The sequence below is a fragment of the Barnesiella sp. genome, from assembly GCF_022723415.1.
Lineage (GTDB): Bacteria > Bacteroidota > Bacteroidia > Bacteroidales > Barnesiellaceae > Barnesiella > Barnesiella intestinihominis.
Genome location: NZ_JAIJHU010000063.1, coordinates 1 through 14,937, shown reverse-complemented (window position 1 = coordinate 14,937; position 14,937 = coordinate 1). Strand labels below are relative to the sequence as shown.

Annotated in this window: 14 protein-coding genes; 8 read left to right on the top strand and 6 right to left on the bottom strand. The window is 41.6% G+C overall.

The features are described 5' to 3' along the window. A partial coding sequence (locus tag QVD32_RS11165; RefSeq protein WP_287710216.1) for an NAD(P)-dependent oxidoreductase occupies positions 1–567 on the top strand: 567 nt, incomplete at its 5' end. A gap of 91 nt (positions 568–658) precedes the next feature. Then, positions 659–2,389 carry a DUF4153 domain-containing protein gene (locus QVD32_RS11160; RefSeq protein ID WP_021892159.1) on the top strand — a complete coding sequence of 577 codons (1,731 nt, stop codon included), beginning with the start codon at positions 659–661 and terminating at the stop codon, positions 2,387–2,389. A gap of 54 nt (positions 2,390–2,443) precedes the next feature. Here the strand turns inward: QVD32_RS11160 and QVD32_RS11155 are convergent, their stop codons facing one another. Then, the gene (locus QVD32_RS11155; protein WP_262483648.1) at positions 2,444–3,133 is read right to left on the bottom strand and encodes an MIP family channel protein; all 690 of its coding nucleotides are present in this window, start codon (positions 3,131–3,133) and stop codon (positions 2,444–2,446) included. 204 nt (positions 3,134–3,337) lie between these two features. Between QVD32_RS11155 and QVD32_RS11150 the strand changes: the two genes are divergently transcribed. Then, positions 3,338–4,528: an FprA family A-type flavoprotein gene (locus QVD32_RS11150; protein WP_373134735.1), complete on the top strand. Its 1,191-nt coding sequence runs from the start codon at positions 3,338–3,340 to the stop codon at positions 4,526–4,528. A 73-nt stretch (positions 4,529–4,601) separates the two neighbouring features. On the opposite strand, the gene QVD32_RS11145 is transcribed toward QVD32_RS11150, so the two are convergent. The 3 genes from QVD32_RS11145 to QVD32_RS11135 all read right to left on the bottom strand — a co-directional run bounded on the left by QVD32_RS11145 (position 4,602) and on the right by QVD32_RS11135 (position 9,339). Further along, positions 4,602–7,007, bottom strand: a complete 2,406-nt coding sequence (locus QVD32_RS11145) for a GumC family protein (RefSeq protein WP_118687456.1) — start codon at positions 7,005–7,007, stop codon at positions 4,602–4,604. Between the two features lie 7 nt (positions 7,008–7,014). Then, positions 7,015–7,740: a polysaccharide biosynthesis/export family protein gene (locus tag QVD32_RS11140; RefSeq protein ID WP_195241986.1), complete on the bottom strand. Its 726-nt coding sequence runs from the start codon at positions 7,738–7,740 to the stop codon at positions 7,015–7,017. A 273-nt stretch (positions 7,741–8,013) separates the two neighbouring features. After that, complete coding sequence (locus tag QVD32_RS11135; protein WP_021892155.1) at positions 8,014–9,339, bottom strand: DcaP family trimeric outer membrane transporter; 1,326 nt, start codon at positions 9,337–9,339, stop codon at positions 8,014–8,016. Between the two features lie 111 nt (positions 9,340–9,450). Between QVD32_RS11135 and QVD32_RS11130 the strand changes: the two genes are divergently transcribed. The 5 genes from QVD32_RS11130 (at position 9,451) to QVD32_RS11110 (ending at position 13,361) form a co-directional block, all read left to right on the top strand. Continuing rightward, positions 9,451–9,801 carry a hypothetical protein gene (locus QVD32_RS11130; protein WP_008860846.1) on the top strand — a complete coding sequence of 117 codons (351 nt, stop codon included), beginning with the start codon at positions 9,451–9,453 and terminating at the stop codon, positions 9,799–9,801. A 17-nt stretch (positions 9,802–9,818) separates the two neighbouring features. Further along, the gene (locus QVD32_RS11125) at positions 9,819–10,400 is read left to right on the top strand and encodes a uracil-DNA glycosylase family protein (protein WP_021892154.1); all 582 of its coding nucleotides are present in this window, start codon (positions 9,819–9,821) and stop codon (positions 10,398–10,400) included. Between the two features lie 100 nt (positions 10,401–10,500). Next, positions 10,501–11,130, top strand: a complete 630-nt coding sequence (locus tag QVD32_RS11120) for a DedA family protein (protein ID WP_021892153.1) — start codon at positions 10,501–10,503, stop codon at positions 11,128–11,130. Positions 11,131–11,419: 289 nt separating this feature from the next. Next, positions 11,420–12,154: a copper homeostasis protein CutC gene (locus QVD32_RS11115; RefSeq protein ID WP_021892152.1), complete on the top strand. Its 735-nt coding sequence runs from the start codon at positions 11,420–11,422 to the stop codon at positions 12,152–12,154. A gap of 13 nt (positions 12,155–12,167) precedes the next feature. Further along, a complete protein-coding gene (locus QVD32_RS11110) occupies positions 12,168–13,361 on the top strand; it encodes a transglutaminase-like domain-containing protein (protein ID WP_118687455.1) in 1,194 nt (397 codons plus the stop codon). Positions 13,362–13,632: 271 nt separating this feature from the next. On the opposite strand, the gene rpe is transcribed toward QVD32_RS11110, so the two are convergent. Both rpe and QVD32_RS11100 read right to left on the bottom strand, forming a co-directional pair. Further along, entirely contained in the window at positions 13,633–14,283 is a 651-nt protein-coding gene (gene rpe / locus QVD32_RS11105) for a ribulose-phosphate 3-epimerase (protein ID WP_118687454.1), read from the bottom strand. Positions 14,284–14,534: 251 nt separating this feature from the next. Then, positions 14,535–14,937 (bottom strand): hypothetical protein (locus QVD32_RS11100; protein ID WP_287710215.1); only part of this gene is annotated, 403 nt, incomplete at its 5' end.

Below are 14,937 nucleotides of genomic sequence, written 5' to 3'. Positions count from 1 at the left end.
CGAAATCATTTCAACGGAACATCGGGTACGGAATTGAAAGGAAAAAAACTGGGAATCCATGCTTACGGACAAGTAGGACGTAATGTGGCTCGTATCGCCAAAGGATTCGACATGGAAATTTATGCATTCGATCCTTATTGCCCCGACGATGTGATGAAAAAAGACGGTGTAACGCCTGTCGCATCGGCCGAAGAGCTTTATAAAACATGTCAATTCGTATCGCTGCATATCCCGGCTACGGCCGAAACGAAGCAATCGATCAACTACTCGTTGCTTTCGCTTATGCCCAAAGGAGCTCTTCTTATCAACACGGCGCGTAAAGAGGTGATATACGAAGAAGATCTGGCACGCATACTCGAAGATCGTACCGATTTTCACTATGTAGCCGATGTTGCACCCACTATTGCCGACACTTTAAAAGAGAAATTCGGCAACCGAATATTCTTCACTCCGAAAAAAATGGGAGCCCAAACCTCCGAAGCGAACATCAATGCTGGTATCGCTGCCGCCCGACAATCGGTCGGATACCTAAAAGACAGCATTGACAAGTTCAGAGTCAATAAATAACATTGTTGACATATTTCCGAATCCCCTAAGTAAGTTCTTACCAACTCATGTACTTAGGGGATTCATTCTTCACCAACAACATCATTCAACTATGCTCGACAGAATAAAAACCGTTCGTTGGCAATCCATCACCGAAACCCTTTTGAATGCGTTCAAACGATTTCCAGTCGCAGCGACAGCAACAATAGGGTTGTGTATTTCTCTGCTATTACTCGTCAACCTCCCCTATGAGCAAGTAAAAGGAAGTATACTCTACGAACCCGTTTATTGGTACGTATGGGTAGGTGCATTACCCCTCGCTGTAAGTATCGTCCTCGGCTTCGAGAACCGCTTGAACCCCACTATACGACATTCGGTATCCCTACTCGCTGTACTATTATGGAGCTTGTATGGCTATCTTTCGAACGATACTCCCGAACATTTCTTCGGAACACTTGCTTTCATAGCTCCTATCGTAACATTTTTTTCGGCCTTGTTTTGGGCTGCCTTTTTGAAAAAGAACACCGATACCTCTTTTTGGAATTTCTCCTATCTGTTGTGTATCCAAATACTAACAGGCCTACTTTTTACATCGGTCTTGGCAGCCGGCCTCTCTCTGGCGTTATTTTCTATCGATACTCTGTTCGGCTGTGAATTCAAAAGCGAGATGTATTCAAACATACATGTGCTTTGCTATACCTTGTTCTTTCCTTTCTATCTGCTAGGCAACATTCCTATCGCCTCGACAACCGAAACAAAGGTGCGTCCGTTTGCCCAAGCATGGAAAATTCTAGGTTTATATATACTATTACCCCTCCTCATACTCTACGGAACAATCCTTTATGCCTATTTAATAAAAATCATAATTCAGTGGCAACTTCCCGATGGTTGGGTCTCCGCACTGGTCTCCATTCTCACCATAGGCGGAGCAATCACACTTTTTATGCTATATCCGTTATGCCCACAAGAGAATCGTCCCCTGAAATTTTTCAGGCAGTGGTTCGGTATACTGCTTCTCCCACTATTAATCTTAATGACTATCGGTATAATCCGACGCTTTCAAGACTATGGTATCACGACCAACCGCCTATACGTACTACTGCTCAACTTTTGGTGCTATACGACTGCCTTGTATACCATTTTTACATCTGGTAAAAAAATAAAAATCCCGTTCATCTCATTTATTCTTCTTTTCCTCATCTCATCAATCGGTCCGTGGAGATTCAGCGAAATTACCCGGTATACCATGCACAAGCGGATAGATACACTCATTCAAAATAACAAACTCGGGACAAACAATCTACTTACATTCGACAGTTTAGAAACCCAATGCACCCAGCTCGACTCTATCGATGCCACCCGACTACAAGACGACCTTCTCTATCTCACAGAGAATTATGGGGCAAAAGATATACAAGTCTGGTTCACCGATTCCGTTTCCTCGATGCAATTTTCCAAACTCACACAAGGGATAACATCTGCATTGAATCGCTCACAGGAAAATCATCGCATCTATTTTTCCTACTACCAATCGGATTCTTACGAAGGCAAAAACATAAATATAAAAGATTACCAATACGCCCTGTTTTTCGATGAAAATTCAAATATCCGAACGAACAACGGCAATGTAGAAATATTGGGGCCAGACAGTACCGTTGTCGCCGTTTATCCGCTAGTCGACCTACTAAAAAAACAAAACTACAAAGTAAATCCCAACGACACAGTTTGGTCTTTCCGAGGCAACAATACATACATACTTCCTCTGTCTTTGGACGGCTATATGAACAACCCGCAAGAAATTGGAGGGTTATATATTAAAGGCATCGTTTTTTACAATCCATAAAATAAAGGGGCTGCCTGAGAGGCAGCCCCTTTATTTTATCGTAGAAAAACTATATTATTCCTTATTGTCACCCATCAGTCCTTTCCAAACCATTGCAGACAACGCAGCTCCGAAAAACGGCGCTACAATGAACAACCACAACTGTGAAAGAGCTTCTCCTCCTGCAAACAGAGCCGGAGCAATACTACGAGCGGGATTTACCGATGTTCCCGTAATAGGGATACACACAATATGAACCAACACCAAAGTAAGACCGATAGCCAATCCTGCGAAATTGCCCGCTCCTTTTTTCTCATCGGTCGCACCCAATACCACCAATACAAAAATAAACGTAAAGATTGTCTCGGCGATGAATGCCTGTAACATTTCTCCGTCTCCAAAACTATTGGCTCCCGTCGTAGTCACTCCCGATGAACCGCCCGTAGAAACCAAAGCATAAATAATAGACGATCCAATAATCGCTCCGATTATCTGAAAGACCATATACATGGCGGCATCCTTCCCGTTCATTCGTTTAGACAACCATACACCCAACGTAATAGCCGGATTGATGTGGCAACCCGATATACCGCCAATCGTATAAGCCATAGCAATCACAGAAAGGCCGAATGCCATAGCAACGCCCAACGTTCCTACTCCCGCACCGCAAGCAGCTGCTATATTGCCCGCAAATACAGCACTTCCACAACCCATCAACACGAGTACCATAGTACCCACCATCTCTGCCAAATACTTTTTCATGATTTTAATGTTTTTCTGGTACAATATGCACCTATTAGCAAATTTGTTAATAAACTATATAACCATTTAAGGTTTTCTATTACAAAGGAAAAAATAAATTTTGAACTTCCCAAAGATTTCTATTTTTTCGTATTTTTGGAATCATTTTCAAATAAGCGATAATCTACAAACAAGAGGACTATCATCAAATATCAAATTAATTATACGATTATGAAGATAACAGAAATTACAAATGGTATACATTATGTAGGAGTAAATGACCGGTGTAAATATAAATTCGAAAATCTTTGGCCGCTTCCATACGGAGTATCCTATAATGCTTACTTGATAACCGATAAAAAAAATGTATTAATAGATACCGTGGATGCCGCTTATACCGATAGACTACTCGACAACATAGCCGAGATTATCGGGGACGGGAAAATAGATTATCTCATAATCAACCACATGGAACCGGATCATTCTGCCTCGATACAATTTATTCGTCAAAAATATCCTCAAATGACAATTGTAGGCAATGTCAAAACCCTCGAAATGGTCAAAGGATATTATGGAATAGACGACAATACTCTTTGTATTAAAAACGGAGAATCCTTGTCTATCGGGAAAAGGACTCTCACATTTCATCTTACGCCGATGGTTCATTGGCCCGAGACAATGATGACCTACGTTAACGAAGACAAATTGATTTTTTCAGGGGATGCCTTCGGCTGCTTCGGTACTTTGGACGGAGGCATTACAGACAGTCAATTAAACACGGATAAGTATTGGAGCGAGATGGTGCGTTACTACTCCAATATCGTGGGGAAATACGGGCCAGCCGTACAAACGGCACTGAAAAAACTATCCGACATAGAAATCAAAACGATTTGTTCCACACACGGACCCATATGGGAAAAAGAAATAACCAAAGTCATTGGCATTTATGATCGCCTAAGCCGATATGAAGGTGAACCGGGTGTTGTTATCGCTTATGGCAGTATGTACGGGCATACCGAACAGATGGCCGAAGAAATAGCTCGTGAACTAGCAGCCAACGGAATCAAAGAGATTGTACTCCACAATGTTTCCCACGAAGACCCATCGTATATCCTCCAAAACATATTCCGCTACCGGGGGCTCATTATAGGCAGCCCTACTTATTCTAACAGATTATTTCCGGCAGTCGAAACCCTCACCGAAATGATTGCTACACGGGATATCAAGAATCGCACGTTTGCCTATTTCGGTTCTTTCACTTGGGCCGGTGCGGCAGTAAAACACCTCGCCGCATTCGCCGAATCCATGAAATGGGAAACTATCCCCTGCTGTATAGAAATGAAACAAAGCATTACTCCGGCTATAAAGGAGCAATGTAGAAACCTTGCACAAGAAATGGCAGCTCAGTTAACTCGATGATTCACCAAATCCAATAAAAGAACGGGAAAGAATAAAATTCTTTCCCGTTCTTTTATACTCAAAATCATTTCTATTAACTATCACTTTTTCTGAACAAACGTTTATACCACGGAATAACATATTCCGACCGCGAAGAAGCATATCCATAACCATATTTTCCGCTACCATATTGGCGATATGAATAAGTCCTTGAATTCATATTCACATCATTCAAAATAAGATAAACCGGCACATTGATACGCTTATTGTCAATCCATGCATTCAACATCTCGATCGACGCTTTATTCGTATAGTTAGCCCTCGCTACATAAATAACCACATCGATAGCCCGGGTCAACAAAAATGAATCGGATACCATACCCAATGGTGCTGTATCCAAAATCACATAATCATAATGGGATCGTGCATAATCGACCAACTGCTCAAAACGAGAACTCATCAACAATTCGTTCGGATTAGGAGGAACAGGCCCTGCCGGCAAAACGTCCAAATTAGAATCAATTCCAGAAGATTGAATAAGAGCCGAAAGATCAGAATCTCCACCCGACAAATAGGTAGTAACACCCCTCATATTGGACATTTGGAAATGCTGAGCCAAACGAGGACGTCGTATATCCACACCTATCAGAAGCACCCGTTTTCCCGTTAGGGCAAAACTCAAAGCCATATTGCAAGAAACGAATGTCTTTCCTTCATGCATTACCGACGATGTTACCGCTATCACCTTTTTCTCTGGACCAGTAAGGACAAACTGTAAATTATTCCTCAACAATCGGAATAGTTCGGCAATGGGCTCCACACTCTTTTTCTCAACCACAAAAAATTTATTTCCCGGCTTCTTAGATATCTCAGCCAAAACAGGTATGGAAGTAAGACGTTCTAGCATTTTCTTATCTTTCAACACAGGGAATAACAACATTCTGAGGTAAATCACAAATGCCGGCAACAAAACGCCCAATAAAACAGCAGCACAAAGCAGCAATATTTTCTTAGGAGAAACTGGTTCTCCCGTAGAATCCGGATCGTCGATAATGCGTGCTACCGGTACGGTCATACTTTTGGCCAATGCATTCTCTTCTCTTTTTTCCAACAAGAATACATACAGATTATCCTTTATCCTTTGCTGACGCATAATATCGGATAATTCCCGCTCGTATTGAGGTACGTTCTTAATCTTGTCTTCGATAATCTTATCCTGACGGGATAAATCTCTCTTTTTAATTTCTACTCCTTTACGAATGCTTTCGACACCTTTCAGTACCAATGACCTTTGAGTCTGTATATCTCTCGTCAACTCAACGATAACAGGATTGGATTCCGATGATGAATGCAATAATCTTTCTCGTTGTTGCAGACTTTTATTATATTCTCCTATTAATTTAGCTAAATCTTTATCGTCAATTCCCAACGCAGGAATGGGCATATATTCATTTTGAGGTATCGATAAAAATTTCTCTACATAATCGACAAGACTTTTCTGCAACTCCAACTCAGCCAACTTCTCATCGGTAAATCCGGTTTGCTCCAAATATAATTTCGCCTCAGACGAAATATCAATCAAATTATTATGACGGCGATATTCTTCTACTCGCGCCTCTACAACCGATAAATCTTTTGAAATAGAATCCAAACGAGCATCAATAAACTGTTGCGTTTTTTCAGTCCCTTGATTTTTTTGCTTGGCCGCATCGATATTATAAAAATCGACCAGTGTTTTTATAAAATCCTCACCCGCTTTTATTACCGGAGTTCGGTATACGACCTTCAAAATCGTTGCATCTTTCGAAGCAAAAGCCACTGTCAAATTTCCGGCAATAGACTTACTCACGCTTCTCGGATTCGATAAAGATATATTCAACGTTTTATCCACGGTAGGAATCGTATCGCCAGTATATCTTAGTCGGATAAATCCCTTGTGAAAAGGTATGGAATATGGAAAAGTTTCGACCGTAGTGTTACAAATTTCTACCTCATCGCCCCTCACATTTCGAGTCTTCACCTCCAAATGGAATACTCCGTTTTGCGGTTTTATTCTAATATTCAAAGAAGCCTTTAACGAACGCACATCAATCGAATCAAGAACTGCTTCTATCGGAGTCTCTTCATACAATGGAACATTTCTCAAAAAAGAATTCCAAGAATAAGACGTGTACAAATTAAGAGCTTCGACGACATCTGTAATCTGATTTTTCGAACGTAAGACTTCTATTTCATTATCTATATTTTTCTTATAGGAAGATAGTCCTAGACTTTCCAATAATATATTGCTGTTATCTCCTTTATTGTCTTGAATATATACTGCAGATGTGACTTCATAAACCGGAGTCTGCCTAAAACAATAAAACATTACCGCCACAGCAAGTACGACCACGCTGGCCACAAACCATTTCCAATATGAAATACATTCCAAAAAGAAGCCCGTAACATCAAATGCCTCTTCCGATGCATTTTTCACAGATGTATTCTGCTTATCTTCCATAAAACTTTTATTTCGAAATACTCCAAGCTGTAATAATAAGGTTAGCGATAGTCAATAAAATTGAAGTCGCACTAAAAATCAATGAAGTCGTAGGAGGTACGACAACAGCAGAATTGGCTTTGGATTTGTTTGGTTGAACATACAATACATCATTCTGCTGTAAATAAAAATAAGGCGAAGATATCAAATTCTTATCATTCAAATTTATTCTCGCTATACTCTTAGTTCCATCTGAGTTTACCCTCACCAACAGCACATTATCCCGGCGACCTGTTATAGCCAAATCTCCGGCCAAAGCGATCGCATCCAATATACTCACTCGTTCGTTTTCTATGGTAAACAATCCCGGTCTATTCACATCTCCTAATACCGATATAGAAAAGTTTTGTATCCACACAGTCACTTGGGGTAGTTCATTCAGATATTCGGGATAAAGGAGTTCTTGAATCAAATGTTCTACCTCCATCTTACTTTTTCCCGCTACGTGAATACGCCCAATCACCGGGAAATCGATATTACCCGCCTGATCAATCAAATAATATTCAACGGCTTTCGATGCATTTCCTCGCAGATAAGCTTCTCCTTGCATCAACCTCTTGTTAAACGGGATAACAACCTCTTGATTCTTAGCCACTACCGATATATCTATAATATCCCCCGGAGCTAAAACAGGAGAAGACTGAACCGTCGCAGCATTCAATACTTCGGCAGGTATATCTTCAATATCAACCATATAGGGAACATTCTTCGAAGAAGAACAAGACGTTATCCCCCAAAGAAGTATCATAAAAAACGTCAAATACAAATATCTCATTATGTGCTCTGTTTCTAAATAATGGCCCAATTATATAATCGCCATGCAAAAATAACACTTTTTACATGGCGAACAATATTTTTATCAGAAAAACCACGATTCAAACGCGATTCATGACATTGCACAACAAAGCCCGTTCCCTCTTCACTATCGCTAAACAAAGAGAACGGGCTCAACAATAATTCCCCTTTTTCAGAAATTATATTGAATCATTGCATTGATTCGATTGGCCTGACCATCTTCCCTATTCATATTGGAACGACGACCATAAAGATATTCAAGTCCAATACTACAATCGGGAGTTAAATTATAAAAAGCGTTCCCGACAATATATTGAGCATATCGATAGGAATTTTCCGAGAGCGACCCGGTTTTGCTGTATAATCTACTTTGACTATAAGATGCCGAAATAAAGAATTTTTGAGAGAATGAATACCGTATGCCAGCCACATAGCCTAATGTTTCTGGTGCATAAAGTTTCCCTTGATTATTGGGATCTGGAATCAAATCGAAACCCTTCCCGTTCAAACCGTTCAAGTATCTATCGTATCCTCGTCCATAAACCCCTTGATAATACAGCATTACCTTCGGTGTAATATTAGCTAATCCCGAAAGTTGCACGGCCCAACCCAAAACAGATTTATTTCGAGAGGCCATCAAATCCCGATAGGACAAACCTCGTATAAGACCAGAAACTCGTATATGATTGTTCCCTTCGTTCCAACCATACTGGACATAAAACGGAATATCGGGCATACGCTGACGAATAGCCATATTGTTACCATCACTTAGCGTATAAGTCACCGAAGGTGCTTCGGCCGCCAGTGCCACCTGCCAATGTTTACTTAAATCAAGAGTATAACGCAACATAACATTACGCACACTAGTCATACCATTTGGACCTTCATAATCGATTGTAGGAGGAGCTGCTGCGGGATCCACAAAGGTACTCCAAGTCTGTCCGACTAAAAAGCCGCGGGCATTCACATAAGCCTGTCTGAGACGAAAACCGTAATCCTGTCCTCCCCGAAAATCACTTTCTACATAAACGGTATATTTTCCTAATACAGAATTGGCCCCGACTAATTTCAAAAACAGACGTGTGGTAGAAGCATCCATTTGATACTGATTACGTTCCGCCGGATTACGGGGAACAGGGATATCGTATGTCACAAAATCCCGGTTAGGCAGAGCCCCGTCAAAATCATAGGAAGCAGTAGCCTTTACATAACCACCTATACCCAATGCCGCACGCCCTTTACGATCTATCAGCAAAAAACGAGGGGCTCGCGGGTCTTGGAAATGCAATAACCGAGTGTCGTAAAACATCGCCATCAATTCGTCATTCGGTGGGGTTTCCCCCCACAAAAGAATTACTCGAGCCGGCGACTGTGAAGGGCCTTGACAAACACACTCTTCTACAACGACATCGGTCTGTTTATCCATTTTATTATCAGCCTGTACCGATAATAATGCCGTCACCAAAAAACAGGAACAAGAAACAAATAATTTTTTCATACTTTCTTGGGATTTAAACGTTTCATCGATAATTAAAACAACGAGGTACATGAATTGTTGAAACAATCGCAAAAATAAGTACCTTTGTATCTTGAATAAATCCCCATAATTATGGAAACAATTACTTTATTCTTAACCCCCGAATTCGATACGATCAGGGACGAAATGGGCTACGATGAGAACGACGATTTCGATGCCTACGACATTCTATTCCAACAAGGTTATGACGGAGAAATGATAGAAGTAGAAGAAAATGAAATCTTCGAAATCCCAGAGGGGTACATAGCGACCATACAAGCAACGGATACGAACGACGAATTTTATATACTCGACGAGGGAGAAGACGTTTTCGAGAAAGAAGATTTCCAAACAGAAACATTACGAGAAGGACAATATCGATATGATGCCGCCGAGAACATTTTCTGGAAAATCAACGACGAACCAAGCGACCTCTCCTTTTAACTATTTACGATAAAAAGATGAATCCACTTCAACCAGAGATACACCCCCTCGCCCCATTTCTTCCACCCAATGCCCGGCTCCTATTGCTAGGAAGTTTTCCGCCTCCCCGCAAGCGCTGGTCGATGGATTTTTTCTATCCCAATTACACCAACGATATGTGGAGAATTTTTGGGCTTATCTTCTTCGATGACAAAGATCATTTTGTAGATATAGAAAAGAAAAAATTCCGTAAAGACAACATCGAACAATTTCTACGGGAAAAAGCCATTGCTGTAAGCGATACAGTAGCCGTTGCCAATCGCCTAAACGGAAATGCCTCGGACTTAACCCTCGAAGTCGTCGAGCCATTAAATCTGGCCGGAATGCTCGATCAAATTCCTCTCTGTCATACTCTGGTGACCACAGGACAAAAGGCAACCGACACATTACTTTCTATCACAGGTTCATCGGCTCCGGCGATCGGAGGGTTCGTCGATTTTCTTTACCATAATCGCCACCTCCGGCTTTATCGTATGCCCTCCACCTCCCGCGCTTATCCCAAGCCTCTAACCGAAAAAGCGGAAATATACCGTACCATTTTCCAAAACTTCGAGCAATAGCCATATTAAAATACGATTACATTTTCACAAAAATTCAAATTTGTAACACGAATATATTACCTTTGCAGCCATAAAAGTGCAAATTTTATAATCCTTTTTTATGGAATCATTATCTTTCATTCAGTGGTGTCTCGATAATTTAAACTACTGGACTATCACATTCCTCATGATGATAGAAAGTTCCTTTATTCCCTTCCCTTCCGAAATCGTCATTATACCGGCTGCATATAAAGCCGCTTACGGAGAATTAAACATGTATTTGGTGGTTATCTTCGGGACTCTCGGAGCAGACCTCGGTGCAATCATTAATTACTATTTAGCCCGTTGGATTGGACGTCCGCTCGTTTATAAATTCGCCAACAGCCGCATCGGACATATCTGTCTGCTCGACCAGAAAAAAGTCGAAACAGCTGAACGCTATTTCGACAAGCATGGTAGTATATCCACTCTCATCGGAAGACTGATACCGGCCGTACGTCAACTTATTTCCATACCGGCAGGATTGGCTCGTATGAAATTCTCCAAATTTATTCTTTTCACGACTCTTGGCGCCATGTGTTGGAATATCGTATTGGCCGCCATAGGATATGGATTCCATGCTGTTATCCCCGAAGACGAACTTGTCTCGAAAGTACAGATGTATAGCCACGAAATACTCTACATACTCATCGCTATTTGTGTATTTATCGTAGGATTTCTCATTTATAAAGGAATGAAAAAGTCGAAATAAGCATATTTCCACTTGTAAAAATACGAACAGCTATGCGATAATCGCATAGCTGTTCGTATTTATTGAATGATACAATACATAGGATATGACTACACAGAACCAATGACCCACTTTTCCCTCTTGCATCCCATCAATAAATATCTATCTTTGCAACTACGAAGATAGGATTCGGTTAGGCATAGCCAAATCGGATACAATATTTCCGTTTGTCTCTACACCCACCTTTCACTATCTTTGTAAAATCCTTTGAAAATGAAAATTCGATACACAATTTAGAGAAACGGTAATCATGATAGAAACCGAACTTTGCACTTTCACACTCGAAGCCTGCCAAATAGCCGCCGATATGGGTATCACCCGTGTAGAACTGTGTGCATCTCCTTATGAGGGAGGCACTACCCCATCGGCCGCATTCATTCGCATGGCTCGTCGAATTCCTCATTTAAAACTGAGTGTAATGATTCGTCCCCGTAGCGGAGACTTCCTCTACTCCGACAAAGAATTTCACCAAATGCTCGAAGAAATTAGTTTTGCCCATGACTGCGGAGCAGATTGCGTGGTAGCGGGAATACTCACTTCCGACGGACGAGTAGACGAAATCCGCACAGCAGAATTGGTCGCCGCAGCCAAAGAAATGGAATTTACATTCCACCGGGCTTTCGACATGACCTGCGATACCAACGAAGCCCTCGAAGCCCTCGTGAGAGTCGGTTGCTGTCGGGTACTCACTTCGGGAGGACGTAACACAGCACCGGAAGGAATCGAGAACATTCATTCGTTAGTCAAAGCCTCCGCAGGACGAATAGCCGTAATGGCAGGAAGCGGAGTGAATGCATCGAACGTCAAACTGCTTGCCGACACCGGAGTGGATGCCATACATTTCAGTGCTCGGAATTTAACAGAAAGCCGTATGACCTATAAAAATCCGTCGATCTCAATGGGCGGAGTACAGGGGATTCCCGAATATGCATCAATCGGAATCGACCCAACCATGATTCGTAATATTCTGAACCAACTAATCTAAAAACGACTCTCACATGAGAAAAGAAGCTCCATTTTTTCTACTGCTTGCCGGGTTGATTTGCTCACTCTCTGCCTGTACCTCTGGTATCTCAACCGATTATAAACGACAACTCGAAACCGTTTTAAACCAGTCGTCTCGTGCAGATAGCCTAAGATTACTATTACACAAAACGCCACACGACGAACAAGAAGCGATGGCTTACCTGATAGTTTGGATGCCACAGGGAGACCGCGACACGATGAATCTCGATCTTTTAAAAGAGAACGTGGCATATGCCTGTCGGGTTCGGTCTGAATTTTCATGGACAAAAGCACTACCCGACTCTATCTTCCTCAACGAAGTTTTACCCTATGCCGTGGTAGACGAAACTCGGGACTCGTGGAGACAAGATTTTTATAATCGTTTCGCTCCTCGTGTAGCCAAATGCACAGACATACGAGCGGCCATCGACACAATAAACCGAATTATCCCCGAAGTGGTCGGAGTGGAATACAACACGCTTCGGGAAAAGACCAACCAAAGTCCTGCTGAATCAATAAGGCAAGGCATGGCTTCCTGTACCGGGTTATCCATTCTTTTGGTCGACGCATTTCGCTCCGTAGGTATTCCGGCACGTTTTGCAGGGACTGCCGCTTGGCACGACAATCGAGGTAACCACAGTTGGACAGAAGTTTGGATAGATGGGACATGGTTCTCCACAGAATATTATCAACCTCCTGCACTCGACAAGGCTTGGTTTATGGCTGATGCCGGGAAATCAGTATCGGGAGACCATACACACGGAATTTATGCTGTATCGTTCCGACCTACGGGAGACTGGTTTTCCATGGCGTGGAATGAAGATGCACGCAGTGTTCATGGTATCGATGTATCGCAACGTTATCGAGATATATACACCGAATCGACCCAAATCCTTACGAAACAAGGGACCCATACGAACGTGACTTTCATGATGTTTCGAGATAAACGGCATAGCTCCGATTCCGGTGATCGAGTAGAAGCTAGCATCGATGTATTTTGCAATGGCGTACAAGTGGGTGGAGGCCGCACAGCCGGTCCTTTGCAAGATATGAACGATGCTCTGAGTTTCTTATTGGAAAAAGGCCATACTTATACATTCGCCTACGAGAACAGCCGAGGTGAAAAAACAACGGTTGAAGTTTTAGTAGGTAACGACCCGATGACGGTCAAAGGTTATATGCAATAATCTGATAACAGATTAAACCTCCCGGAGCTGAAAAAACGGCTCAGTAGAAAATCAGAGGGGATTGTGGTTTTATACATCTAACCCCTCTCCTCAGAAACTATCGTTTCTTCGGTCTCTCCCCTATATTTTACGTTGCAAAATACAGGGGAGAAATTTAGAATATTTTATATTATCGTATAGAAAACTCGTCGGATTGTAACGAAATAAAAAATGTTCCACCCTCCTCCTCTGCACACGAATATGCGATAGGGGCTATCCCATATATTTCCTTTTACAACTGCTTCAATCGAGCAATCGTATCGATAGGATTATCCGAGTGGAAAACAAAACTACCGGCAACCAATGCATCGGCCCCTGCCTCAACTAATTGCCGACCGGTATCCAAATTTACCCCGCCATCTATCTCTATAACCGCATGCGAATTTCTACGAGCAATCATCTCTTTCAAATCCCTCACCTTATCCAATATGCGAGGAATGAACTTCTGCCCGCCGAAGCCGGGGTTTACCGACATCAGCAAAACCAAATCGACATCTTCGATAATATCTTCCAACAAGGACACCGGTGTATGAGGATTCAATGAAACTCCGGCTTGCATACCTGCTGCATGTATCTGCTGAACAACCCGATGAAGATGTGTACATGCCTCATAATGAACCGTCATGATAGCTCCGCCCACACGCTTGACTTCTGGTATAAACTTTTGAGGCTCGACGATCATCAAATGCACATCAAGAGGTTTTGCACATCGCCGATTCACAAATTCCAACACCGGAAACCCGAAAGAAATATTCGGGACAAACACACCGTCCATCACATCGATATGCAACCAATCGGCGGCACTAGCATTTATCATATCTATCTCACTGTTCAGATTTCCAAAATCTGCCGACAACAACGATGGAGAAATTATCACACTCATATTTTTTACGTATAAACGATTTTTTCGGTATCATACAGACACTCCGTCTGCTTTCGTATTTCACACAAATATAATACAGAGCAAATACAGAACAGGTCTGTTGAGTTTCAACGAATCTTAACTCTCGTCAAAGGTAATACAAATGAGAGCAAAAACAAATTTATTTAGCATTACAGATAGCTTCCATAATCACATTTTATACAAACGCAGAATTATTCGATATATCCTCGAAAAAAATATTGAGAAACTATCTAATTTACTTTATAGAGTCTATCCATTTGCTTACGAACTTTTCCGCTAACAGATAGTTTATTAAACAAATAGTCTTGATTTTCAAGAGCCGATACAATATAAAGGTCTTCGCCTTTGGAATATTCATTAACTTCGTCAATCGCCTGAACCATTCCTTGTATATCGCCTTTCGGAATTTCTCGGGTGTATAATGTCACTCGCCTATCGCCTTTTAATAATTCATACGTAAAATTCTCACAAGGCAACTCTCTAAATTCATACCCTTCTTCGAGCAGCAAGTTGGGAAAATAAAATATATCTTCCCAACTACATGCCAATAAATTATAGTCTTTTTTCTCATCGAACCATTTTTTTACTGCAATTCGCTTACCCTCTTTTACCGTTTTATATTCATGAATATAA

What these genes read in the sequence shown, in the direction of transcription:
- QVD32_RS11160 (WP_021892159.1), top strand. Translation starts at nt 659, where the DNA reads ATGCTCGACAGAATAAAAACCGTTCGTTGGCAATCCATCACCGAAACC.
- QVD32_RS11145 (WP_118687456.1), bottom strand. Translation starts at nt 7,007, where the DNA reads ATGGAAGATAAGCAGAATACATCTGTGAAAAATGCATCGGAAGAGGCA.
- QVD32_RS11140 (WP_195241986.1), bottom strand. Translation starts at nt 7,740, where the DNA reads ATGGTTGATATTGAAGATATACCTGCCGAAGTATTGAATGCTGCGACG.
- QVD32_RS11135 (WP_021892155.1), bottom strand. Translation starts at nt 9,339, where the DNA reads ATGAAAAAATTATTTGTTTCTTGTTCCTGTTTTTTGGTGACGGCATTA.
- QVD32_RS11130 (WP_008860846.1), top strand. Translation starts at nt 9,451, where the DNA reads ATGGAAACAATTACTTTATTCTTAACCCCCGAATTCGATACGATCAGG.
- QVD32_RS11125 (WP_021892154.1), top strand. Translation starts at nt 9,819, where the DNA reads ATGAATCCACTTCAACCAGAGATACACCCCCTCGCCCCATTTCTTCCA.
- QVD32_RS11120 (WP_021892153.1), top strand. Translation starts at nt 10,501, where the DNA reads ATGGAATCATTATCTTTCATTCAGTGGTGTCTCGATAATTTAAACTAC.
- QVD32_RS11115 (WP_021892152.1), top strand. Translation starts at nt 11,420, where the DNA reads ATGATAGAAACCGAACTTTGCACTTTCACACTCGAAGCCTGCCAAATA.
- QVD32_RS11110 (WP_118687455.1), top strand. Translation starts at nt 12,168, where the DNA reads ATGAGAAAAGAAGCTCCATTTTTTCTACTGCTTGCCGGGTTGATTTGC.
- rpe (WP_118687454.1), bottom strand. Translation starts at nt 14,283, where the DNA reads ATGAGTGTGATAATTTCTCCATCGTTGTTGTCGGCAGATTTTGGAAAT.